Origin of the sequence: Phenylobacterium sp. (assembly GCF_044358365.1) — a bacterium.
GTDB lineage: Bacteria > Pseudomonadota > Alphaproteobacteria > Caulobacterales > Caulobacteraceae > Phenylobacterium.
This window is the reverse complement of sequence record NZ_JBIKNZ010000059.1, coordinates 1-20656: the sequence shown is the minus strand read 5'-3', so window position 1 is coordinate 20656 and position 20656 is coordinate 1. Positions and strand designations below refer to the sequence as shown.

Annotated in this window: 24 protein-coding genes; 13 read left to right on the top strand and 11 right to left on the bottom strand. The window is 65.6% G+C overall.

What is annotated here, in order from left to right; translation table 11 throughout:
• Positions 1 to 122: 122 nt before the first annotated feature.
• On the bottom strand, positions 123 to 2261 hold the full coding sequence (locus tag ACIQ3B_RS14135; RefSeq protein ID WP_397403636.1) for a TonB-dependent receptor: 2139 nt from the start codon (positions 2259 to 2261) through the stop codon (positions 123 to 125).
• A gap of 101 nt (positions 2262 to 2362) precedes the next feature.
• On the bottom strand, positions 2363 to 3475 hold the full coding sequence (locus ACIQ3B_RS14130; protein WP_397403635.1) for a PepSY-associated TM helix domain-containing protein: 1113 nt from the start codon (positions 3473 to 3475) through the stop codon (positions 2363 to 2365).
• 148 nt (positions 3476 to 3623) lie between these two features.
• Here ACIQ3B_RS14130 and ACIQ3B_RS14125 point away from each other — a divergent pair, with 148 nt between their 5' ends.
• Positions 3624 to 3797, top strand: a complete 174-nt coding sequence (locus tag ACIQ3B_RS14125) for a hypothetical protein (RefSeq protein WP_397403633.1) — start codon at positions 3624 to 3626, stop codon at positions 3795 to 3797.
• 7 nt (positions 3798 to 3804) lie between these two features.
• On the opposite strand, the gene cysQ is transcribed toward ACIQ3B_RS14125, so the two are convergent.
• A complete protein-coding gene (gene cysQ / locus ACIQ3B_RS14120) occupies positions 3805 to 4572 on the bottom strand; it encodes a 3'(2'),5'-bisphosphate nucleotidase CysQ (protein WP_397403632.1) in 768 nt (255 codons plus the stop codon).
• Positions 4573 to 4689: 117 nt separating this feature from the next.
• Here cysQ and chpT point away from each other — a divergent pair, with 117 nt between their 5' ends.
• The 3 genes from chpT to ACIQ3B_RS14105 all read left to right on the top strand — a co-directional run bounded on the left by chpT (position 4690) and on the right by ACIQ3B_RS14105 (position 6582).
• Complete coding sequence (gene chpT / locus ACIQ3B_RS14115; RefSeq protein ID WP_397403630.1) at positions 4690 to 5343, top strand: histidine phosphotransferase ChpT; 654 nt, start codon at positions 4690 to 4692, stop codon at positions 5341 to 5343.
• 67 nt (positions 5344 to 5410) lie between these two features.
• The gene (locus ACIQ3B_RS14110; protein ID WP_397403628.1) at positions 5411 to 5791 is read left to right on the top strand and encodes a PleD family two-component system response regulator; all 381 of its coding nucleotides are present in this window, start codon (positions 5411 to 5413) and stop codon (positions 5789 to 5791) included.
• Positions 5788 to 6582: a CheR family methyltransferase gene (locus tag ACIQ3B_RS14105; RefSeq protein ID WP_397403626.1), complete on the top strand. Its 795-nt coding sequence runs from the start codon at positions 5788 to 5790 to the stop codon at positions 6580 to 6582. The genes ACIQ3B_RS14110 and ACIQ3B_RS14105 overlap by 4 nt, the downstream gene beginning before the upstream one ends.
• Here ACIQ3B_RS14105 and ACIQ3B_RS14100 read toward each other — a convergent pair.
• The 3 genes from ACIQ3B_RS14100 to ACIQ3B_RS14090 are packed head-to-tail and all read right to left on the bottom strand — an operon-like array spanning position 6567 to position 9096.
• Positions 6567 to 8282: a sensor histidine kinase gene (locus ACIQ3B_RS14100; protein ID WP_397403624.1), complete on the bottom strand. Its 1716-nt coding sequence runs from the start codon at positions 8280 to 8282 to the stop codon at positions 6567 to 6569. The two genes, ACIQ3B_RS14105 and ACIQ3B_RS14100, sit on opposite strands and share 16 nt — an antisense overlap.
• A gap of 14 nt (positions 8283 to 8296) precedes the next feature.
• A complete protein-coding gene (locus ACIQ3B_RS14095; RefSeq protein WP_397403640.1) occupies positions 8297 to 8866 on the bottom strand; it encodes a sigma-70 family RNA polymerase sigma factor in 570 nt (189 codons plus the stop codon).
• A gap of 44 nt (positions 8867 to 8910) precedes the next feature.
• Complete coding sequence (locus ACIQ3B_RS14090) at positions 8911 to 9096, bottom strand: NepR family anti-sigma factor (RefSeq protein ID WP_397403622.1); 186 nt, start codon at positions 9094 to 9096, stop codon at positions 8911 to 8913.
• A gap of 227 nt (positions 9097 to 9323) precedes the next feature.
• On the opposite strand from ACIQ3B_RS14090, the gene ACIQ3B_RS14085 reads away from it, so the two are divergent.
• The 3 genes from ACIQ3B_RS14085 to ACIQ3B_RS14075 are packed head-to-tail and all read left to right on the top strand — an operon-like array spanning position 9324 to position 11925.
• Positions 9324 to 10121 (top strand): response regulator, encoded by a 798-nt coding sequence (locus ACIQ3B_RS14085; protein WP_397403620.1) that lies wholly within the window; start codon positions 9324 to 9326, stop codon positions 10119 to 10121.
• Positions 10122 to 10174: 53 nt separating this feature from the next.
• Positions 10175 to 11140 carry a diacylglycerol/lipid kinase family protein gene (locus ACIQ3B_RS14080; RefSeq protein WP_397403618.1) on the top strand — a complete coding sequence of 322 codons (966 nt, stop codon included), beginning with the start codon at positions 10175 to 10177 and terminating at the stop codon, positions 11138 to 11140.
• A gap of 2 nt (positions 11141 to 11142) precedes the next feature.
• A complete protein-coding gene (locus ACIQ3B_RS14075; protein WP_397403616.1) occupies positions 11143 to 11925 on the top strand; it encodes a metallophosphoesterase family protein in 783 nt (260 codons plus the stop codon).
• 2 nt (positions 11926 to 11927) lie between these two features.
• Here ACIQ3B_RS14075 and ACIQ3B_RS14070 read toward each other — a convergent pair whose 3' ends face one another.
• The 5 genes from ACIQ3B_RS14070 to ACIQ3B_RS14050 all read right to left on the bottom strand — a co-directional run bounded on the left by ACIQ3B_RS14070 (position 11928) and on the right by ACIQ3B_RS14050 (position 16258).
• Positions 11928 to 12263: a hypothetical protein gene (locus ACIQ3B_RS14070; RefSeq protein ID WP_397403614.1), complete on the bottom strand. Its 336-nt coding sequence runs from the start codon at positions 12261 to 12263 to the stop codon at positions 11928 to 11930.
• Positions 12264 to 12322: 59 nt separating this feature from the next.
• Entirely contained in the window at positions 12323 to 12634 is a 312-nt protein-coding gene (locus ACIQ3B_RS14065; protein ID WP_397403612.1) for a hypothetical protein, read from the bottom strand.
• 124 nt (positions 12635 to 12758) lie between these two features.
• The gene (locus ACIQ3B_RS14060; RefSeq protein ID WP_397403610.1) at positions 12759 to 13973 is read right to left on the bottom strand and encodes a CaiB/BaiF CoA transferase family protein; all 1215 of its coding nucleotides are present in this window, start codon (positions 13971 to 13973) and stop codon (positions 12759 to 12761) included.
• On the bottom strand, positions 13970 to 15253 hold the full coding sequence (locus ACIQ3B_RS14055; protein ID WP_397403608.1) for a serine hydrolase domain-containing protein: 1284 nt from the start codon (positions 15251 to 15253) through the stop codon (positions 13970 to 13972). Before ACIQ3B_RS14055 ends, ACIQ3B_RS14060 begins: the two co-directional genes overlap by 4 nt.
• Before the next feature lie 30 nt (positions 15254 to 15283).
• The gene (locus ACIQ3B_RS14050; protein WP_397403607.1) at positions 15284 to 16258 is read right to left on the bottom strand and encodes an NAD(P)H-dependent flavin oxidoreductase; all 975 of its coding nucleotides are present in this window, start codon (positions 16256 to 16258) and stop codon (positions 15284 to 15286) included.
• Positions 16259 to 16447: 189 nt separating this feature from the next.
• Between ACIQ3B_RS14050 and ACIQ3B_RS14045 the strand changes: the two genes are divergently transcribed.
• The 6 genes from ACIQ3B_RS14045 to maiA all read left to right on the top strand — a co-directional run.
• Positions 16448 to 17749 carry an enolase C-terminal domain-like protein gene (locus ACIQ3B_RS14045; protein WP_397403605.1) on the top strand — a complete coding sequence of 434 codons (1302 nt, stop codon included), beginning with the start codon at positions 16448 to 16450 and terminating at the stop codon, positions 17747 to 17749.
• The gene (locus ACIQ3B_RS14040) at positions 17709 to 18593 is read left to right on the top strand and encodes an amidohydrolase family protein (protein WP_397403603.1); all 885 of its coding nucleotides are present in this window, start codon (positions 17709 to 17711) and stop codon (positions 18591 to 18593) included. The genes ACIQ3B_RS14045 and ACIQ3B_RS14040 overlap by 41 nt, the downstream gene beginning before the upstream one ends.
• Positions 18590 to 19324: an SDR family oxidoreductase gene (locus ACIQ3B_RS14035; protein WP_397403601.1), complete on the top strand. Its 735-nt coding sequence runs from the start codon at positions 18590 to 18592 to the stop codon at positions 19322 to 19324. The genes ACIQ3B_RS14040 and ACIQ3B_RS14035 overlap by 4 nt, the downstream gene beginning before the upstream one ends.
• Positions 19325 to 19326: 2 nt before the next feature.
• Entirely contained in the window at positions 19327 to 19449 is a 123-nt protein-coding gene (locus tag ACIQ3B_RS14030; protein ID WP_397403599.1) for a hypothetical protein, read from the top strand.
• Between the two features lie 61 nt (positions 19450 to 19510).
• Positions 19511 to 20191 carry a fumarylacetoacetate hydrolase family protein gene (locus ACIQ3B_RS14025; protein WP_397403638.1) on the top strand — a complete coding sequence of 227 codons (681 nt, stop codon included), beginning with the start codon at positions 19511 to 19513 and terminating at the stop codon, positions 20189 to 20191.
• The coding region (maiA, locus tag ACIQ3B_RS14020) for a maleylacetoacetate isomerase (RefSeq protein WP_397403597.1) at positions 20191 to 20656 on the top strand (466 nt) is incomplete at its 3' end. The genes ACIQ3B_RS14025 and maiA, both read left to right, overlap by 1 nt.

The window sequence follows — 20656 nt, the reverse complement described above, 5'->3', positions numbered from 1 at the left end:
GGCTCAATCCGGCGCATCTGCGCCTGCGACAACCAGATCAAATCACTCATGACGACGCCTCCATGCGCCGCCAGTGAATCAGACCAACCCCGCCTTGGGAATCATTTCAATGGGTCCTGAGCCTAGAAGCTGACGTCCACCGAAGCCCTGACCGAACGCGGTGTTCCGAAGAGGATGTTGTTGTCGCCATGGCTGGTGGCGGCATAGCGGCTGTCGAACAGGTTCTCGAGGTTGATCTGGCCGCGAACGCGCTTATTCATCTTGAGGAACACGGCGATATCGGCGCGGGTGAAGGCTGGCAGAGTCACCACGTTTGAGATCGACGCAAACCGGGCGTCCTGGTGGATCAGGCCCAGACCCAGCGACATGGCCGGCGTTACGTCGTAGCGATTCCACAGTGAGAACGTCTGTTTCGGCACAAGCGCCACATCCCGGCCGGCAGGGGCGGCGGCGGTCGCACGACGGATCTCGGCTTCCTGCAGCGCATAGCCGCCGGCGACCTCCCAGCGGGACGAAAGGCGACCGGCGATACTGACTTCAAGGCCGCGGGATCTCTGGGCGCCGGTGAGCACCACCTGTCCGGGTCGCGCCGGATCCGGAGAGGTCGTGTTGTCACGGTCGAGTTGATACAGGGCGGCCGTCATGAGCAGGCTGGGGTTGATCTCCCACTTGGCGCCCACTTCAAGATTTTCAAACGTCTCGGGTTTGAGCCCTTCGGTGATCGTCGTGAGGGATGAAAACTGATCGCCCGACGCCGGCAGGTACGAGACGCTGTAGCTGCCGTAGATCGAGACGGGCGTTACCGGTTTGTAGACAAGGCCAAGCCGAGGCGACCAAAGCTTATCGCGACGGCTGAAATCCCGTCGAACGACTGCGGTCGCCCGGCGATCCTGGACCTCCACCTCGAACCGGTCGTACCGCAGACCAGCCAGGAGCTGCCATTGCGACGTCAACTCGACCTGGTTCTGAACATAGGCTGCGGCGACGGTGGCCTTGACCTGGTTGCTGGCGTCGGCGCCCGTGTTGGAGAAGACAATTGGAAGTCCACGCCTTGCAGGATCAGAAAAGGGGTTTCCGGGTAGGGTCGTCAGGCCGTTCGCTGCGCCGAAGCGACCCGTCAGGCGCAGGTTCTCGGTCCGCTGGCGACCAAATTCGAACCCCGCCAGGATCGTGCTGGACATACCGCCCCATGTGGTCTTCCAGACGACGTCCGTCTGGTTGAAGAGGTTGTCGCGCGGCGAGATGTTGCGGTAGGCCTGCAGGGGATAGGTCGCCGGAGCCCCGTTGGATCCGGCCACAGCCGCACCGCCCGGGAAGATGTTGTCGTAGGTCTTGGCATAGTCGCCATAGACGGTCCGGTTGCGGAGCGTCAGGTTCGCCGACAGCTCATACTCCATCGCCAGATTGACCAGATCGATATTGGTCGTGCTGTAACTGCGCTCCGGATCTCCGAAGAAGGCGCTGCGCGGCGCGGGAGACGGGCGGCCGCTGAACGACGGAACCCCGCGATCAGTGGTCCGGTCATCCTCGAAGTGTTCATAGGCCAGCGAAATGGTCAGACCGTCGGCATTGCGCCAGGACACCGAGGGATTGATCCCCCAGCGTTCCAGGTTGACGAAATCCCGGAAACTCTCGGAGCGCTCGAAGAGACCGACCACGCGCCCGGACAACCCGCCATCCAGGGACCGGCTCATATCCAGGGTGAACCGGCGGTGGTTCCATGATCCCAGTTCAGCTGACAGCTCGCGCTCATCCGAGCCATCGGCGGTCTTGGTCACCCGATTGATCACGCCGCCGCCGCCGCCGCGCCCAAAGATCATGGCGTTGGGCCCCTTAAGCACTTCCACCCTCTCAACATTGTAGAGGTCGCGGATGTACTGGACGTCGTCACGCACGCCGTTGACGAAGAAGTCCGCCGTGGTGGCGTTGCCACGAATGGTGGGCGCGTCCCGATGGCCCTCGCCCTGCCCGACGCCCACCCCCGGCACGTAGCGGAAAACGTCCGAGAGGTTCTGGATCGACTGGTCTCGGATCAGCTGGTCCGTGATCACGCTGACCGACTGGGGCACATCGCGCAGCGGCGTGTCAGTCCGGGTCGCTGTCGACGTCCGGGATGAACCATAGTCAATGTCGCGCCGGGCCGTCACGACCAGGGCGGAGACTTCCGGTGCCTCGGCGTCTTCGGATTGCGCCGGCGCAACCCCAAGGGCGAGGATCAGCGGCGCGAGGGTTACAGCGACGGATAGACGGGAAAGGATCATGAGCTGACAGACCGAAAGACTACTGCAATTGAGAAGCGTTCTTAAGCCATCGCACCCGAACTTGCAATGCGAATGATTATCAATAACGACTTCGGACTACTTCAAACGCCTTTTCGGCCAAACTGACGGCGCGCCCACAGGATGGCGCCGCTGAGACCCAGGATTGCCGGGGCCAGTCCACCCAGGAAGATGACGATCTGCCAGCCCACTCCCATGTCATGACCGTCGTGGATCCTGCGCACCAGAGGTGAGACCTGATCGGAAGCGCGGCTCCCGCCGGCGGGACGGTCTGCGCGAATGGCGGCGGTGGAGTCGACCACCTGGACGGTCCGGGTCGCTCCGGCTCCCGGCATCACCAGACCAACGCGCCAGGTCGGCGCCTGGCCCTGGGTCGGAACGCTGACCTCTGTGACGGATGCGCCGGGCGTCGCGGTCAAGGCGATGCCGACAGCCTCGGCGAGCGATAGGTTCGGCGCGGCAAGGGGCGGTGCAAACCTTACGGCGGCCGGGGGTCTCGGCGGCGGCTGGGGAAGTCCGAAGACCGCGCGACTGGTCTCGGGGAAGGAAATGTAGACGCCGGTCAACGACAGTACCGTCAGGGGGATGCAGACCCAGAAGCCAACCACATGGTGCAGATTGTAAAGACTCGATGCGCCACGCCGCCAGGCCAGGCCCTGCAGCAAGCCGCACCGCCTGGGCCACCAGAGCCAGAGGCCGGTCGCCGAAGATAAGAACATGGCCCAACCCAGCCAGCCCACCACCTTGCGACCGACCTCTGGGATCAACAGCGTACCGTGAACCCGGTGCAGGACCATGCTGAAGCCCCGCGCCGTCTCGGCGGTGTCGAGCACCCGGGCGGTCGGCGGATCAATCCAGGCATTCAGAGTTCGCGGCCTGCCGCCCTGCCCGGGTTCTCCGGCCATCCGCCCCACAGCCACGACCGGGTCTCCGGCCTTCTTTGGCAACCGCACCTGAGTGAGTATCGCGCGGGTTCCGAAGGCTGCCTGCGCGGCATCAGCATAAGCCTCGATCGGCTCCGCAACCCTGGCCCCGGATAAAGCGTATCTCTCAGCATAGAGCACACGGTCGATCTGATCGTGCCAGACCAGGACGGAGCCAGTGACACTCAACGGGATCAGCGCCACGAGCAGACCGACGCCCAGCCACAGGTGGATGGTCAGCCAAACGCGTCGGAGGCCTGCAAGCGGTGTCATGATCGGTTTCCCAGAGGGCCAGAATCTGACCGCAGAAATTGCTAATGCGAACAATTATCAAAAACAAGCCCTGACCTTTCTGCGCCCCTGGGGCCCCCTGAACGTTGAGTCTTCGGTAACCCTTCAGGCGCAGGCTTCGATCTGCAACATGGCGGTTCTGAAACCCTTCCTGATGTTGGCGAGCGTCGCCTTTGTGACCGGGTTTGCGGGGTATCTGGCTGTTCTGAGCCTTACAGCGCCGGTCACGCCCGACGACTACCAGCACGCCCGGACGCCGGCGGTCTCATCGCCGGATAACTGGAATATCGGAAAGCGCATCTAGGCGGAGCTCAGCCCCCGCGCGCGACGAACCAGCCATTGCGGAAACCAGCGTCCGCCTTGCCATATCCGAACGGCTCGCCTTCGGGGGTCAGGAAGGTTCCTCCGGCTGCCTCAAGCACAGCATGACCAGCCGCAACATCCCATTCCATGGTAGGCCCATGGCGTGGATAGATGTCCGCCGAGCCCTCCGCGATCCGGCAGAGCTTGATCGAACTGTCCATCGGCTCCCGGTGATCGAAACCGTATTCGGCGATCAGCTTCTGGATCGTCTCGTCCTTCATGGTGTGGCTGACCAAAGCAATGGCCTCGCCCTTTGGCCAGGGCCGCACCCGCACCTGCGCGGAGGGGCCGCCCCGGGTCCGCTTCAGCACCCCGCCCATTTGCGTATACCAGGTCTCGCCGGACGGCGGCGCCGACACAGCGCCCGCGACGGGGCGACCATCCTGGATCAGGCCAATATTGACGGTAAAATTGGGGTCGCCCCGCACAAATGCCTTCGTGCCGTCCAGTGGATCAACGAGGAAAAATCGCGGGCCAATGGCGTCGGGCGTGCCGAACTCGCTCGCGTCCTCCTCCGAGATCACTGGAATGTCGGGAAACCGCGCCGCAAGACGCTCCAGAATCAGGACCTCGCCGCGTTTGTCGGCTTCGGTCACGGGGCTCTCGTCGGCCTTGTGCGTGACGGTCAGGCCCGAGCGCCAGAGCGGAAGTATCAGGGCGGCGGCAGCCTCGCATATCTCGGCCAGCACCTGACCAACGTCATTGTCTTCGCGCAACTCACCCTCAGCGTTTTCATTCGGGAAGCGCCGAACGGCGACCTCGCGGCGTGATGGACTTCGTACAGACACCGCGGCGTTTGCCCAAGGCGCAAATCGGGCCAAGCTGGAGGAACCATGACCGACCCTGACGATGCCACCGTGATCCGCCCTGCCGAGCTGGCCGCCTATCTGGCGGCGCGGATGTGTCATGACTTCATCAGTCCTGCCAGCGCCATCAGTTCCGGCCTCGACCTGCTGGAAGACCCTTCGGCGCAGGACATGCGCGAGGAGGCCATGGGCCTGATCGCCAGCTCCGCGAAGAAGCTGGCTGACCAGCTGTCGTTCTGCCGCGTGGCGTTCGGAGCCTCGGCCTCGGCAGAAACCTTTGACGTTAGGGAACTGGAGAAGCTTGCGCAGGGCGCCTTCGCCCACATGCGTGCGACGTTGGACTGGAATGTGGACACGCCGGCCGTGAACAAGCCAGCGGCCCGGACCCTGCTCAATCTGGCGCAGATGGCGGGGGCGGCGTTGCCCACCGGCGGGATTGCGCGGGTGCGGGCGGTTCAGGAGGCGACTTCCCTTGTGATCGCCATCGAAGCTGAAGGGCCCCGCGCGCGGTTGCGTCCCGAGGTGCTGGCCGGGCTGCGCGGCGAACCGCAGGGAGAAGGCCTCCATGGTCACTGGGTACAAGCCTATTACGTGCACCTGTTTGTCACCGACGCGGAAGGGCGGGTGTTCGCAGACGCCCAGGCCGAGCGGGTTGTGTTCGCCGCGACCTTGCCGACCTAGCCCCAACACCCGGCGTTAACCCGGCCGAGCGACAATCCGGTCGTACGAATCCGGAGTCTGTCCGCCCTTGAAAACCTGCCTTGTCGTCGACGATAGCCCTGTGATCCGCAAGGTGTCGCGCCGCATCCTCGAAGACCTCGGTTTCGAGGTTGCCGAGGCGGCGAACGGCGTTGCGGCGATGGCCTGGTGCGACGCGATGATGCCGGATGTTATCCTGCTGGACTGGTGGATGCCCGAGATGGATGGTCTCGAAGTCCTGCGCCGTGTGCGCGCGTCGCACGGAGGAAACGTCCCGCAGGTTATCTTCTGTAGCGGCGAGACCGAGATCGAACGCATTCGCGAAGCCCTGGAAGCCGGGGCCGACGAATACATCATGAAGCCCTTCGACGGTGCGATCGTAGCCGGAAAGCTCCAGAGCCTCGGCCTCTTGCAGGTGCGCGCAGCATGATTGAAGCCCCGGACCGCGCCTATCTGGCCGCCCTTTGTCTGGCGCGTGCGGGCCTGCGGGTGGACCCTGAGAAGTCATATCTCATCGAAAGCCGGCTGGCGCCCGTGGCGCGTCGAGAGGGTTTCGTATCGCCCAAGGACCTCATCGGCGCGCTACGCGGACGGAGTGATGAGCGGCTGGCCTGGGCTGCGGTCGAAGCCATGGCGATGTCCGATACCGAATTCTTCCGGGACCGCCCGGTGTTTGACCGGCTGGCTGCCGAAATCCTGCCAGAACTGGCCCGTAGCCGTGGCGGGGCGCCGGTGCGGGTCTGGAGCGTTGGGTGCGGGACCGGCCAGGAAGCCTATTCACTGGCGATGATTCTGGCCGATCTGCCTGCAAGCGCCGGGCCCTGGGATCTGCTCGGCTCCGACCTGTCGGAGCGGAACCTGGAGAAGGCGCAGGCCGGCCTCTATTCACAGTTCGAAGTCCAGCGTGGATTGCCAGCGCGCGCCCTCGTGCGGCACTTCGAAAAGCAGGGTGAAGGGTTCGCATTGTCACCGCAGATCCGGCAGATGGTCCGCTGGCGGCGGGTCAACCTTCTGGATGACCTGTCAAGTTTCGGGCGATTTGATCTGGTTCTTTGTCGCAATGTGCTGAGCGGCCTCGCGCCGGAAGCCCAGACCAGGGTCCGGACGTCATTGATGCATGCGCTAGCGCCCGGGGGCCGGCTGGTCATAGGGCCGAGAGACACACTTGGCGAATCCTTCAAGGCCCTGGCGCCGCGCCTCGGTCTCTACGCCGCAGCCTGAGCCGCTCCGGGAGGGCGTCGACGGTTCGGCGTCGAGGTCGGAAAGGCGAGCGAGGCTGTGACACCCCCGGCGGCGTTGCGGACAAAAACGGCCTGTCCGTTCAGCTGTCGCGCAAAAGCGATCATCAGAGTGCGCCCGACGCCTGGCGCGACCAGCGACTCATCGGCGGCGGCGCCGTCATCGGCGATGGAAAGCTCGGCTTCGTCGCCGCGAATGGTCAGGGCCACCCTGAGCACGCCTCCACGGCGGTCGAAGGCGTGTTTCTGGGCGTTGTTGATCGCTTCAACCGCAAAAAGGGCCAACGGCGCCAACCGATCCGGCTCGATAATCAGCTGCTGAACCTGGATTTCAGTGCTGACGAGCCGGCCAGCCACGGCGTCTGCGGACACCAGCTGTGCGGTCAGCTCCTCAAGGAAAACCTGCAGGTCGACACGCTTCAGATCCGGACCCTGGTAAAGGGCGCGATAAATCAGAGCGAGCGCGCCGATCCGTTGGCGCATGTCTCCCATGGCCAGCTTGGCCGCCGGATCCGAGAGCGCGCGCTGCTGCAGGCTGAGCAGGCTGGAAATGACCTGAAGGTTGTTCTTCACCCGATGATGGATCTCGCGCATCAGATCGTCCTTCTGCGCCAGGGCCTCACGCAAGGACGCATCGCGGATCACAATCGCGTCGGCCATGTCTTCCAGGGTTTCGGCCAGCTCCCGGATTTCCGGCGGCATCTGCTCGGCCTGCACCGGACGCACACTGAAACGGCCCCGTGCATAGAGGGTGGCGATCCTTTGCAGATAGACGATCCAACGCACGACGACGCGATCCGCAGCCAGCGACACGGCGATGAGGGCAAAGAGAAATGTCAGCAACGGCAGAGCGATGCTGGTCAGGGGATTGAGACGCGCCCACGACCAGACCCCCGGGGATGGGGCCGAAAGCACTACATAGACCTCGTCGCCCACCAGCGGGGCTGCGGAGTAGACCCGGGGTTGACCGGAACTATCCTCGCCGAACCAGACCAGAGATCCCCGGTCGGTCACCTGAGCGCGCCAGTCCAAAGGCAACTGCGGGAACGCGCGGGAGTTGGTCACCGTAATATAGCGCCCGGTCTTTTCCGCCAGTCCGACCTCGGCGCCGCGCGGCAGGGAGGGATCGTTCATTCGCGGCTGCAGGCTGGACAGCGCAATCACGGCGACCACCGCGCCATCAAACGCCCCGTCTGGCGCCGTGGCCCTTGCGGCGGCAAGCACGGCGGGTTCCGACGCATAGGTGGGTCCCGGATCGCGGGTGATCGCCAGGCTTCGGCCTGCGGCCAGCTGGCGGAACCAATCGCGGCTGGCGCGGTCCGGATCGGCGGGCGCGGTGCTGGCAGAACAGACCACGCGGCCCTGCCGGTCGAAGCGGATCAGGTTGCGATAACCGGGGATCCGTTCGATCACTTCTCCCAGTCGCTGGGCGCACTGAAATCCCACAGCGCCTGGCGCCAGGGTGCGCAGCAGAATGTCGGCGCTCTCCATCCGCGCCCGGGCGACCGCAGCACTGCGCTCCGCCGAGAAGGTCAGGTTTTGCCTCAGCTCCCGGCCGGCATTCTGGAAATCGATAGTCGCCTGGAAGGCGCCCAGCGCGAGCACCGGGAGCAAGGCCGCCGCCAGGGCGGCCGTCAGACGAAGGCGAATGGTCGTCAGTTGATACGGGGGCGTGTCAGTCAAGGCGCGCCTCCGGACTATCTGACGCTGCTCAACCGCTCCGCATCGGCCAGGATGGACCGCATGGCGTCGGAGGCGGACCTCCCGTCCCGATCGTAGCTGCCGCTATCCAGAATTACCTGAAGCGCTCGGCGGGCGCGGCTGACCCGGCTTTTGACGGTGCCGGCGGCGCACCCGCAAATGGCGGCAGCCTCTTCGTAGGCGAAGCCCCCCGCGCCAACCAGGATCAGGGCCTCCCGCTGTTCGGCGGGGAGCATGGCGATCGCCAGTCGCAACTCATCCAGCGCCACCGGGGCGGACGGATCATCCACGGCGACCAGCGTCTGCTCGGCAGCCTGCTGATCCAGGGGTGTCTGGCGCCAGTTGCGGCGCTTTTCCGAATAGAACTGATTGCGCAGGATCATGAAGGTCCAGGCCTTCATATTGGTGCCCACGCGATAGCTGGCACGCGCCGCCCAGGCCTTGACCATGGCGTCCTGGGCCAGGTCGTCCGCTACGGTGGGATCGCCGCATAGGGACCGCGCAAAGGCGCGGAGGTGGGGAATGAGCTTCACCAGCCCGGCTCTGAAAGCTTCGTCATCGACCATCGGGCCGGAAGGTTCGTTGGCGGGCGGCGGCTCGGACGCCACGCTCAAGGCTCCGAGCCGGATTCGTCGGCACGACGCAGGATTTCCAGGAACGACTCCGGGACAGGTTCGTGAACCACCTCATCGAACATTTTCCGGAGGCCGACGCCAATTGCATGCTGGCGGAGATGCGTTTCGTCCAGCGCCACGGGGGGTCTGCGACGCTCGACAGCTGGTCTGTGATCGATCATGTCGCTGTTGTCCCGCTCCGGCGTGGACCGCCCCCGATCTGGTTCCCTGTCTTCGTTCAACGCCTACGCCTCGTCAGGGTTCCTCACCCGGTGCGCACAGGATGCGCAAAAGCAGACGTCTTGGGAACCTGTTCCCAACACAAGCGTTCCGTTTCATGATGGAGCGGCGTCAGCGTTCTCCCATCCCTAGCGGCTGGCCGACAGATGCGGCTACAGGAGTTGTACACGTGAGCTTGCTGACGCAGTTGGCGCCACATCTTCCATACCTGCGTCGATACGCCCGCGCCCTTACCGGCGGGCAGACGGACGGCGACCAGGCCGTGCGAGTCGCGCTAGAGGCCGTGGTCTCGGCCCGGTGCGCTCTGGATCCCCGGAAATCATCTCGCGTCGCCCTCTACCGTGCCTTTCATGAATCCCTGCTCACGCCGGCCTCTGAAGCACATGTGACCAGGCGTCATGACGAGGTGACTGACCCCGCGGCGAGGATCTCGCGGATTGCGCCGCAGTCACGACAGGCTTTCCTCCTGGCGGCGCTTGAGGGCTTCGCGCCGTCCGAAGTCGCCGAAATCCTTGGCGTCAGCTTCGCCGAGGTCACGCAACTGATCACCCAGGCCCAGGTCGAGATTGACGCCGAACTGGCGACCGATGTCCTGATCATCGAGGATGAACCGGTGATCGCCGCCGACATCGAAGCTCTGGTCACAGACCTTGGTCATCGGGTGATCGATATCGCTACGACACGGACAGAGGCTGTTGATGCGGCGTTGCGTCGCCGGCCCGGACTCGTACTGGCGGATATCCAGCTGGCCGACGGATCGTCGGGGATCGACGCGGTTCGGGATATACTGGAACGGGACAATCTACCGGTGATCTTCATCACCGCCTTCCCGGAGCGCTTGCTGACAGGCGAGCGCCCTGAGCCGACGTTCCTGATCACCAAACCCTTCCAACCCGAAACTCTGAAAGCCGCCATAAGTCAGGCGCTGTTCTTTCACAGCGGTCCGGCAAAGCGTCATATCGCATAGCCGTTCGTCCGGGACTTTACGGCCGGGTTGGCGTCCTGCGTTCCACGCCCCACATGTTTGTCCGCGCCAGGCTAGGGGGACAGAGCCCGGCGACCCCTGGCAAAGGAGTCACGACACTGTCCCGGACGACTGAGACTTTCGCATCACAACTCTCGGCCGACGATCGCATCGAAGTCGTCGCCAATCTGGCCTCGGGCAGTGTCGGCCCCGACGCGCCTGCACAGCTGGCGGCGATCCTCGAAGAGTACGGTCTCGTCGCCAATATCCGGGCGCTCGATGCGGCAGATCTGATCTCCAGTCTAGAGGCGGCAATTGCGACAGCCCCCCGGCTTCTGATCGTACTGGCAGGAGACGGGACGGCGCGGGCCGCCGCCGAACTCTGTGGTCTGAGCGGGCCGCTCCTCGTTCTACTCCCGGGGGGCACCATGAACTTCCTGTCTCGCGCCATCTACGGCGCCAACCCCTGGCCACAAGCATTGCGGCTGGCGCTTGACGAGGGACAGCCGCGCACTCTGGGTGGTGGCTGCGTTGAGGGGCACCCCTTTCTTTGCGCTGCAATCCTGGGCTCGCCAGCCCTCTGGGCGCCCGCGCGTGAAGCCCTGCGCAAGGGCAAAATCGGGCTGGCTTTGCAACGGGCGGGTCAGGCTCTCGGGAGATCGTTCGGCCATCGTCTGAGATATGTCATCGACGCGGGACGCCTGGACCGGGCCCGGGCTGTCGTTGTGATGTGCCCGATCGCGTCAAAGGTCATGGATGAAGACGACGGCAGGCTGGAGGCCGCCGCTTTGAATTTTCAGAACGCCGCAGACGCTCTGCAGCTTGTTGGCAGCGCTCTGGTCGGGGACTGGCGCGAGAATCCGCTTGTTGAGAACCGACCCTGCAAAACGATCCAGATCTGGTCTTCCCAGCCGATCCCGGCAATTCTGGATGGCGAGACCGTGAGCCTGGGCCGGATCATCGAGACGCACTACGACCCTGCCGTGACCCGCGTGCTGGCGCCGCCCCGCAGCGTGCGGTGAAGATGTTCCGGATTGCACATCTTTCCGACCTCCACTTCGGCGACGAAAACCCGGCTGCGCTGGACGCTGCAACGAAATGGCTGGGCAGGGAGGCCATAGATCTGATCGTCATCTCCGGTGATCTGACCCGCTATGCGACGCTTCCGGAATTCCAGGTGGCTTCTGCGTGGCTGGCGGGCCTGTCAAACCCCTGGCTCGTGACGCCCGGTAACCACGACACCCCTTATGTCGGCCTGGTTGAACGGGCCATCGCGCCGTTCGGCCGCTTCGAGAAATTCATCGGTCCAGCGGCGACCCAGAGCTGGCGCGGCGAGGGCGTCGCCGTGCGTGGGGTCAACACGGCGAGAGGGCTACAACTTCGCCTGAACTGGTCCAAGGGCGCTATTTCGCAGCGTCAGGCGCGTGAAACCGCTGACTGGTTCCAGGCCGACGACGCGCTGCGCATCGTGGTGGCGCATCATCCGCTGATCGAGATGATTGGCGGACCGATGTCAGCCAGGGTTCGGGGCGGGGCAAGGGCCGCGGGCAGACTGGTGGACGCGAGAGTCGATCTGGTGTTGTCGGGCCACGTACACGCGCCGTTTGTCTGGCCCTATCCAGATGGCGATGGGAAAACCTATGCTGTTGGCGCGGGCACACTTTCGGTGCGCGAACGCGGCGTGTCGCCAAGTTTCAACCTGATCGAGACCGATGCTGACCAGATCAGGATCACAGCGCTAGGCTGGTCCGGCTCGACCTATGCGCCGACGCACAGCTGGGCGATTGACCGCCGCGAGAGCGCCTGAGGCTATTTCCGGCCCTTGGCCGCGCCGCCACTGACAAATGCGGTCACCACGGCGGCGACCACAGCCGGGTTGCGAAACAGCACAACGCCCGCCACCGTCGCAGCAGCGACCGCCACCAACGGACGCTCCTTGGCCAGTCCCATCACCTTGTCCAGGATACTCTCATCCGACGGCTTTGCCTTCATCGCGGCTTTCGGAACCGCCTTGCGGGTGGCCATAGCGGCGCCCCCCACAGCAATCAGGGCGAAAACAGCAGCCACCACAGCCGCAGCGCCTGCCGGGCTCAGCCAGATGTCAGCCAACGCGTAGACCGCGAAGGACAGGGCGACAACGCACACGCACGCCGCCGCTACAATGGCCCCCAAAGCCGCAGCCAGAAAGAGGATGCGCCTGAGATTCAACGCCGGCCAGACGACAGCAGCAGGCCGATCAGCACGCCGACCCCCAGCGCCAGGCCGGTCGCGGCCAGCGGACGAGCGCGAATCTGTTCACTGGCCATACGGGAAGCCTCATCCAGCTGTTCTGTCGCGACATCGGCATAGACACGCGACTGGGCGCGGACCTGCTCGAGACCCTGCTGGACAGCCGCTTCAATGCGCTTGGCGGCGTCCGTGATCGCCTTCTGGGCGTCAGCACTGATCTTGGCGGTCGTTTCGGTGGCGACGTCGACTACTTCTTCGGTTTTCAGTTGGCCGGCTTTGGTTGCCATGTCCAGATCTCCAGATTGACGATTGCGCCGCCAGGTAAGGTGGGCGCGTGACCCCAACGCCACGCTACATAGGAGGTTCCAGCCTGACCGGAAAGACTGGCGCAACCTAAAAGAATGGCGCGACCTAAATGATGCCCCGCGCGCGAAGGGCGCCCAACTGTTCGGCGCTGCAGCCGGCGCGCTCGGCCAGAACGGCGTCGGTGTGCTCACCCAGTTTCGGCCCTGGCCAGCGGACCCGGCCCGGTGTGGCGGACAGCTTCGGAAAGGCGTTCTGCATACGGATCGGCCCGAACACCTCATGGTCAACTGAAACGATCGCGTCTCGCGCCGTGAACTGCGGATCCTCCATCATGTCCGGCGCGCGGAATACACGGCTGGCCGGCACGCCCTGGTTCTGGAGCAGGGTCAACAGATCCGCCAGGGCATGGCCACTGGTCCACTGCGCAATGATCCCGTCCAGCTCCTGCTGGTTCGCCCCCCGGCTGGCGTGATCGACGAACTTCGGATCGACCTTCAGATCCGGGCGCCCCATCGCCTCGGTCAGCCGCGCGTAGACATTGTCGCCATTGCCGCCGATCAGGATCATCTCGCCGTTCGCGCACGGATAGGCGTTGGACGGCGCAATCCCCGGCAGCACCGAGCCCGAGCGTTCGCGCACATAGCCGGTGATGTCATACTCGGTGACCAGGTTCTCCATCACCGCCAGCACGCTTTCGTAGAGGGCAGCGTCGATCACCTGGCCCTGGCCTGTGCGGGCCCGATGGTGCAGCGCCATGGTGATCCCCATCACCGCGTGCATGGCCGCCAGGCTATCACCGATGGAGATGCCTGCCCGCGCCGGCGGCCGGTCGGGTTCACCAGTCACGTGCCGCAGACCGCCCATGGCCTCGCCGATCAGGCCGTAGCCGGCCCGCTGCGAATAGGGGCCAGTCTGTCCGAAGCCGGAGATCCGGGCCATGATCAGGCCGGGGTTGTCCTTCGAAAGCATGTCATAGCCCAGACCCCATTTCTCCATGGCGCCGGGGCGGAAGTTCTCGATCACCACATCGGCCTGCGAGATCAGGGTCCTGGCGATCGCCTGACCCTCGGGCGTCCGCAGGTCTAGCCCCACCGACTTCTTGTTGCGTCCGATCACCGGCCACCAGGGCGACAGACCCTTGGGCAGGCTGCGCCCCCATTGGCGCATGGGGTCGCCCACCTTCGGGTCCTCCACCTTGATCACCTCGGCGCCAAAGTCGCCCAGGATCTGGCCGCAGAACGGACCGGCGATGAGGGAGCCCATCTCGATGACCACGAGGTCAGCGAGCGGGCCGGCGAAGGTGGGAGTCGGGATAGTCACGCTGTCACTCTCCGGCGTTGGGTCAGGAACCACACCAGCAGGAACACCGCCGCGAACGCCCCGCCAGCCCACAGGCCTGCGCGGATGAGCGTTGATCGAAGCTCCATGACCACGGTCAGGGAATCGACTTTCCCGACGGACCAATAGACCCACTCCCCGGCCAGTTTCGTGGCAAGAGCGCGATTACCGGTTTCCAGTAAAACGATGCCGTCGCCGGTCGCGGGATCGAGCCGCGCCGAGGTGTTGATCGCCGGTCGGTTGCTGCCGTCATGGCCGATGACGAAATCGCCGGACCGGTTCGGCGCATAGAGCACAACGCCTGAACCCCAGACATCGGCGCCGTACTGCTGAGCCTGGGGCTTCCGCATCGCGACGAGGGTTTCCGGGCGCAACACGCCGCGCCCGACAGGCTCGCCGGCCGGACCGGGCCGGTGCGCAGCGATCAGACGAGCCATATCCGCCGCGGTGGTGAACAGCGACGTCGCAGCCAGGGCCGTGTATCGCGGCAGGGGCGACTTCGTCCCTTTCGCATCGAAATTTTCGGCAACGTTTGCCGCGCCATCTTGCAGCAGAAAGGTCGACCCGGTCATGCCCAGGGGCGCCAGAACGGCGTCGGTCATGTAAGCGTTGAACGTCCGGCCCGAGACCTCCTCGACGATCAGTTGCAACAGGGTGTAGCCGCCGCCGGAGTATTCAAAGGCCGCGCCCGGCTCATGGCCAACCCGTGTCCTGCCCTCCGAGCCGGGATCGGCATCGGCCGCGCGGGTCAGCGAGGCCTCCAGGGATTGCACCGGCGTCCCGGGAGCAAACCCCCCATATCCCAGTCCGTCCGTGAGACCCGCGGTGTGGCTGAGCAGCCGACCCACCGTGACCTTGCTGTTGTCGAATTCACTGGCGGGTAGTTTCCAGCGGGTCAGATAGGTCGAAACCGGCGCATCCAGGTCGATCTTGCCCTGCTCGACCAGAGTCATGATCCCCACGGCGGTGACCCACTTGCCCATCGAGGCGACCTGAAACCGGGTGTCGCGATCCACGGGTGCGCCTTTGGAGACAAACACCTCGTGGACCGGCTGGCCCGCCTTCACCAAGATAAGCGCCGCGTTGCCGCTCGTCTCTGCCCGGAGCCGGTTGGAAATCGCGACAGCGAAGGCCGCATCGTCGCCGAACGATGCCAGCGGCTTGCGGCCCCATCCCTCCAGCGCACCGAACACAATGATGGCGGCGCAGACGAACGCCGCCAGCAACGCTGCGGCGAATGACAACGCTATGCGCCGGATCATGCCCGGAAGTTCAATGCGGCCTGCACCCTGTTACGCCACCATGCGGGCGTTCCGCTGCATCACCGCCTCGGCCTGGGCCATGATGTTGCGGACCATCTCGGCGCAGGTGGGGATGTCGTGGATCAGGCCCTGGCTCTGGCCGGTGGACCAGATGCCGCCGTCCATGTCCCCGCCCTGCATGACATTGACCCGGCCGCGGACGCCGGCCACCAGGTGGCGGACATCCTCGATGGTCTTGGTGGGATCCTGCTGGATCTTGACCACTTCCTCCGACACCGCATTGCGGGCCACGCGGGACGTATTGCGCAGGGTGCGGTTGGTCAGGATCGTGTCGCGCTCGGTGTTCTCGACGATCTTCTGTTTCACGTTGTTATGGATGGCGGCTTCCTGGGTAGCCATGAAGCGGGTGCCCATGTTGACGCCCTCTGCGCCCAGCGCCAGCGCAGCAGCCAGGCTACGGCCGTCCGCCATGCCGCCAGATGCGATCACCGGGATATCCAGCTTGTCCACCGTGGCAGGGAGCAGCACCACCAATCCGATATCGTCCTCACCGGGGTGACCGGCGCATTCGAAACCGTCGATGCTGATCACATCCACGCCAAGCTGGGCGGCGGTCACCGCGTGACGCACCGAGGTGCACTTGTGGATCACCTTGACGCCGGCTTCCTTGAAGTCGGGCATGTGGGCGACGGGGTTGCGGCCGGCGGTCTCGACGATCTTGCAGCCGCTCTCGATGATCGCGCGGCGATACTCATCGTAGGGAATGGGGGTCAGCGACGGCAGGATGGTGAGGTTCACGCCGAAGGGCTTGTCGGTCTCGTTCTGGACCCAGCGGATCGCCGCCTCCAGCTCCTCGGCCGTGGGGTACAGGTGGGCCACGATGAAGCCCAGGGCGCCCGCCTTGGCCACGGAGGCCACCAGCGGCGCGTAGCCAACGCCGGTCATGCCGCCCATGACGATGGGCGTGTCCACGCCGAACATCTCGGTGATGCGTGTCTTGATCATAGTGTTCCGTCCCGGTTCTGCCACTGCAGGGTTGGATCCCCGCAGCTGTCGAAGCCCAGATTGCGCCGTTTCCGCTACGGCGCGCTAGACCCGTTTTTCGGTGAAGTGCGGCGGGCGCCTGGCATTGGACGACAAGGTCCGACACGGCCATAAGGGAGGGTGACCTGGCACTGGACGGAGGCGGAGGCCGTGACCCTCACCCTTGAACGCATCGAAGCCTTCGACATCCGCTTTCCCACCTCGCGCTGGCTGGCCGGGTCGGACGCCATGAACCCGGACCCGGACTATTCGGCGGCCTATGTGGTGATCCACACCAGCCGCGATGACCTGAAGGGCCACGGCTTCACCTTCACCATCGGCCGCGGCACCGAGCTTTGCGTGGCAGCGATCCGGCTGTTGGCCCCGATGCTGGAGGGCCGGTCGCTGGACGAACTGGTGTCGGACATGGGCGCGGTCTGGCGCAGGCTGGCGGGCGACAGCCAGCTGCGATGGCTGGGTCCGGAGAAGGGGATCGTGCATCTGGCGCTGGCTGCGGTGGTCAATGCGCTGTGGGATCTCTGGGCCAGGGAACAGGGCAAGCCCCTTTGGCGGCTGGTGGCGGACATGTCGCCGGAGGAACTCGTCCGGGTGATTGACTTCCGCCACATCACCGATGCGCTGACCCCCGCCGAGGCCCGGGACATCGTGGCGCGGGCGCAAGCCGGGCGCGGCGCCGTAGGGCCGATCCTGGAGACGCAGGGCTATCCGGCCTACACCACCTCGGCAGGCTGGCTGGGCTATCCCGACGACCAGATCCGCGAACTCTGCGCCCAGGCCGTGGCGGAGGGTTGGGGCGCGATCAAGATGAAGGTGGGCCGCGACCGGGCCGATGACGCGCGACGCTGCGCCATCGTCCGCGAAGCCATCGGCGAGCGCCTGCTGATGATTGACGCCAATCAGGTGTGGGAGGTGCAGGAGGCCATCGACCACGTCCGCTCCCTGTCGGCGTTCGATATCTACTGGATCGAGGAGCCGGTCAGCCCGGACGACATCCTGGGCCACGCCGCCGTCCGCCGGGGCGTGGCGCCCATCCGGGTGGCCACCGGTGAGCACGCCCACAACCGGGTCATGTTCAAGCAACTGCTGCAGGCCGACGCCATCGATGTGGTGCAGTTCGACTGCTGCCGTCTGGGCGGGGTCAACGAGGCGCTGGCGGTGTTCCTGCTGGCGGCGAAATTCGGAAAGCCGGTGTGCCAGCACGCGGGCGGGGTCGGTCTCTGCGAGGTGGGCCAGCACCTGGCTTTCCTAGACGCCTTGTCGATCAGCGGATCGCTGGAGAACCGCATGCTGGAACATGCCGGACACCTGCACGAACACTTCTGCGATCCCATCACCATCGAGCGCGGGCGCTACCGGGCGCCACAGGCGCCGGGGTTCAGCACGGAGCTGAAGGCCGACAGCTTCCGCGATTATGCCTTTCCGGGCGGCGCGGAATGGCGCGGCGCAGCGTGAGCCCGGGGTGATCCTCGACGCCCATCATCATCTCTGGTCGCCGGCGCGCGGCGACTATGGCTGGCTGACCCCGGATCTGACGGCGCTCTATCGCGACTTTCTGCCGAAGCACCTGGAGCCGGTGCTGGCGGCGAACGCGGTCGACGGAACCGTCATCGTCCAGGCCGCGCCGTCGCTGGCGGAGACCCGGTTTCTGCTGGAGCTGGCCGACGGGTGGCCCAGAGCCCGCGCCGTGGTCGGCTGGATCGACATGACCGCGAAGGATGCGGTCCGGACACTGACAGACCTGGCCACCGATCCATTGCTGCGCGGTATCCGCCCGATGATCCAGGACGAGCCGGATCCGGACTGGATGCTGCAGGCCTCGGTCGGACGGGCTCTGGCCGCAATCGGCGAGGGCGGGCTGACCTTCGACGCCCTGGTTCGCCCCCATCAACTGGGTGCGCTGGGGCGGCTGCTGGATCAGCATCCGCAGGTGTCCGTGGTGATCGACCACGCCGGCAAGCCCGGGATCGAGGCCGGCGCCTTCCAGCCCTGGGCCGACGACATCCGCGCCCTGAGCAGGCGCCCTCAAGTCATGTGCAAGCTCTCGGGCCTGCTCACCGAGGCCGGGCCACGCACAGCCGATGAGGACCTGCGACCCTACGTGGATCACCTGCTGGCGTGTTTCGGGCCCGCGCGGTTGATGTGGGGCAGCGACTGGCCGGTGCTCAATCTGGCGGGGGACTATGGTGACTGGCTTGAACAGGCGCGCCAGCTGGTCCAGAGCCTTGGTGCAGATGAACAGGCGCAGATCTTCGGCCTCACGGCGGCGCGGTTCTACGGAGTGACGGAGACCCCATGAGCGCAAGACTGGCCGGAAAACTCGCCCTCGTAACCGCCGCAGCAGCAGGTATCGGCCGCGCCATCGCGCTCACCTTCGCCGCCGAGGGCGCCGAGGTTCTGGCGACCGACATCGACGAAGCTGGCCTGGCCGCTCTGGGTCCAACGCTTCGAACCCGGGTGCTGGACGTGACCGATGCGACCGCAGTCGCCGCCCTTTTCGCCGCAGAGCCCGCCTTCGACATCCTGGTCAACGCCGCTGGCCGGGTGGACGGCGGTACGATCCTTGAGGTTTCCGACCGGGTCTGGGATCTGGCCTTCGATCTGAACGTCCGCTCCATGCACCGGATGACAGCCGCCGCCCTGCCCGGCATGCTGGCAAAAGGCGCGGGGTCGATTGTCAATATCGGCTCGGTGGCGTCGTCGCTTAAGGGTGTGACTAATCGGTACGTCTACAGCGCGACCAAAGCTGCTGTCATCGGCATGACCAAGGCCGTCGCCATGGACTTCGTGGGCCAGGGCATCCGCTGCAATGTGATCTGCCCGGGGACCGTCGACACCCCCTCGCTGGGCGGGCGCATCGCGTCGGCCGCCGACCCCGAAGCCGCGCGGCGCGACTTTGTGGCGCGTCAGCCCATGGGCCGCTTCGGCACGGCTCAGGAAATCGCCAACCTGGCCCTCTATCTGGCCAGCGATGAGGCAACCTTCACCAGCGGCGCCGTCCATGTGATCGATGGGGCATGGTCGGCGTAGGGTTGCGCGCCCGGCATACCGAAGCCGACACCATCAAGGCCCACACGGTCGCCGCCATCGCCACCCTGGCCGCCAGCAACCGCGCCGAGGCGGTATTCAAGGCGCGGGAGCTGGGCCTGATCTGAAGCGGGCCGACATCGCCCCGCGGGGTTCACATCGCGTGCGCACAGGCTTAAACGCGTGGTCATGACCGGATATGTGATCCCCGCTCCGCCCCTCCCCGTGGTGCCCGTCGAGGGCGAGGCCGCAGGTTTCCCGGTTCGCCGGATCATCTGCGTGGGGCGCAACTACACCGCCCACCGGATCGAGATGGGAGGCGATGATCGCGACCCGCCGATCTTCTTCACCAAGCCGGGCGACGCCGTGGTTCCGCCGGGGCGCGACGCCGCCTATCCGCCGCGCACCAACGATCTGCATCACGAGATCGAGCTGGTGGTGGTCATTGGGACGGGCGGCAAGGACATCCCTGTCGGATCGGCGCTGAGCCACGTTTACGGCTATGCCGTTGGGGTCGACCTCACGCGACGCGATCTGCAGAACGCGTCAAAGGACAAGGGCTATCCCTGGGACACCGCCAAGGGATTTGATGAATCCGCACCGATCTCGGCGATCCGCCGCTGGAGCGGCCAGGAGCCGCTGGGCCGCATCTCGCTCTCGGTGAACGGGACCGTGAAACAGGACGGCAAGGTGGCCGACATGATCTGGACCGTGGCCGAGATCATCGCCGAGGCCTCGCAGCTGTGGACGCTCGCGCCGGGCGACCTGATCTACACAGGCACCCCGGAGGGCGTCGGCCCGCTGGTCCGCGGCGATCTGGTCGAGGGCGAGGTCGAGGGCGTGGGCGCCCTGACGTTCAAGATCGTCTGATGCCGCTGACGCTGCACAGCGCCTGGCGGGCGAGCGCGCCCTACCGGGTGCGGATCGGGCTCTCGTTGAAGGGTGTGGCTTACGAGTACGCCGCCCTCGATCTGCTGGCCGGCGATCAACGTGGCGCGGCCTATCGCGCGGTGAACCCGCAAGGTCTGGCGCCGGCGCTGGACCTTGGCGACGGCCAGGTCCTGACCCAGAGCCTGGCGATCCTGGAATGGCTGGAAGAGACCCGGCCCACGCCGCCGATCCTGCCGCGCTCCGCCCTGGACCGGGCCATCGTGCGCGCAATGGCCAATATCGTGGCCTGCGATATTCACCCGCTGAACAACACCCGCGTGGGCGCGCGCCTGAAAACGCTGGGGGTCGGCGACGAGGCGCTGGTGCGCGAATGGATCCAGCCCTGGATCCGCGAAGGCTTCGACGCCCTTGAGCCGATGGTCGCCCGGCATGCGGGCATGTTCG

Excerpts from the sequence above, each read along its gene's own strand:
- ACIQ3B_RS14135 (WP_397403636.1), bottom strand. The coding sequence starts at position 2,261 with ATGATCCTTTCCCGTCTATCCGTCGCTGTAACCCTCGCGCCGCTGATC.
- ACIQ3B_RS14130 (WP_397403635.1), bottom strand. The coding sequence starts at position 3,475 with ATGACACCGCTTGCAGGCCTCCGACGCGTTTGGCTGACCATCCACCTG.
- ACIQ3B_RS14125 (WP_397403633.1), top strand. The coding sequence starts at position 3,624 with ATGGCGGTTCTGAAACCCTTCCTGATGTTGGCGAGCGTCGCCTTTGTG.
- chpT (WP_397403630.1), top strand. The coding sequence starts at position 4,690 with ATGACCGACCCTGACGATGCCACCGTGATCCGCCCTGCCGAGCTGGCC.
- ACIQ3B_RS14105 (WP_397403626.1), top strand. The coding sequence starts at position 5,788 with ATGATTGAAGCCCCGGACCGCGCCTATCTGGCCGCCCTTTGTCTGGCG.
- ACIQ3B_RS14095 (WP_397403640.1), bottom strand. The coding sequence starts at position 8,866 with ATGGTCGATGACGAAGCTTTCAGAGCCGGGCTGGTGAAGCTCATTCCC.
- ACIQ3B_RS14090 (WP_397403622.1), bottom strand. The coding sequence starts at position 9,096 with ATGATCGATCACAGACCAGCTGTCGAGCGTCGCAGACCCCCCGTGGCG.
- ACIQ3B_RS14080 (WP_397403618.1), top strand. The coding sequence starts at position 10,175 with ATGTTTGTCCGCGCCAGGCTAGGGGGACAGAGCCCGGCGACCCCTGGC.
- ACIQ3B_RS14075 (WP_397403616.1), top strand. The coding sequence starts at position 11,143 with ATGTTCCGGATTGCACATCTTTCCGACCTCCACTTCGGCGACGAAAAC.
- ACIQ3B_RS14065 (WP_397403612.1), bottom strand. The coding sequence starts at position 12,634 with ATGGCAACCAAAGCCGGCCAACTGAAAACCGAAGAAGTAGTCGACGTC.
- ACIQ3B_RS14055 (WP_397403608.1), bottom strand. The coding sequence starts at position 15,253 with ATGATCCGGCGCATAGCGTTGTCATTCGCCGCAGCGTTGCTGGCGGCG.
- ACIQ3B_RS14050 (WP_397403607.1), bottom strand. The coding sequence starts at position 16,258 with ATGATCAAGACACGCATCACCGAGATGTTCGGCGTGGACACGCCCATC.
- ACIQ3B_RS14040 (WP_397403603.1), top strand. The coding sequence starts at position 17,709 with ATGCCTTTCCGGGCGGCGCGGAATGGCGCGGCGCAGCGTGAGCCCGGG.
- ACIQ3B_RS14035 (WP_397403601.1), top strand. The coding sequence starts at position 18,590 with ATGAGCGCAAGACTGGCCGGAAAACTCGCCCTCGTAACCGCCGCAGCA.
- ACIQ3B_RS14025 (WP_397403638.1), top strand. The coding sequence starts at position 19,511 with ATGACCGGATATGTGATCCCCGCTCCGCCCCTCCCCGTGGTGCCCGTC.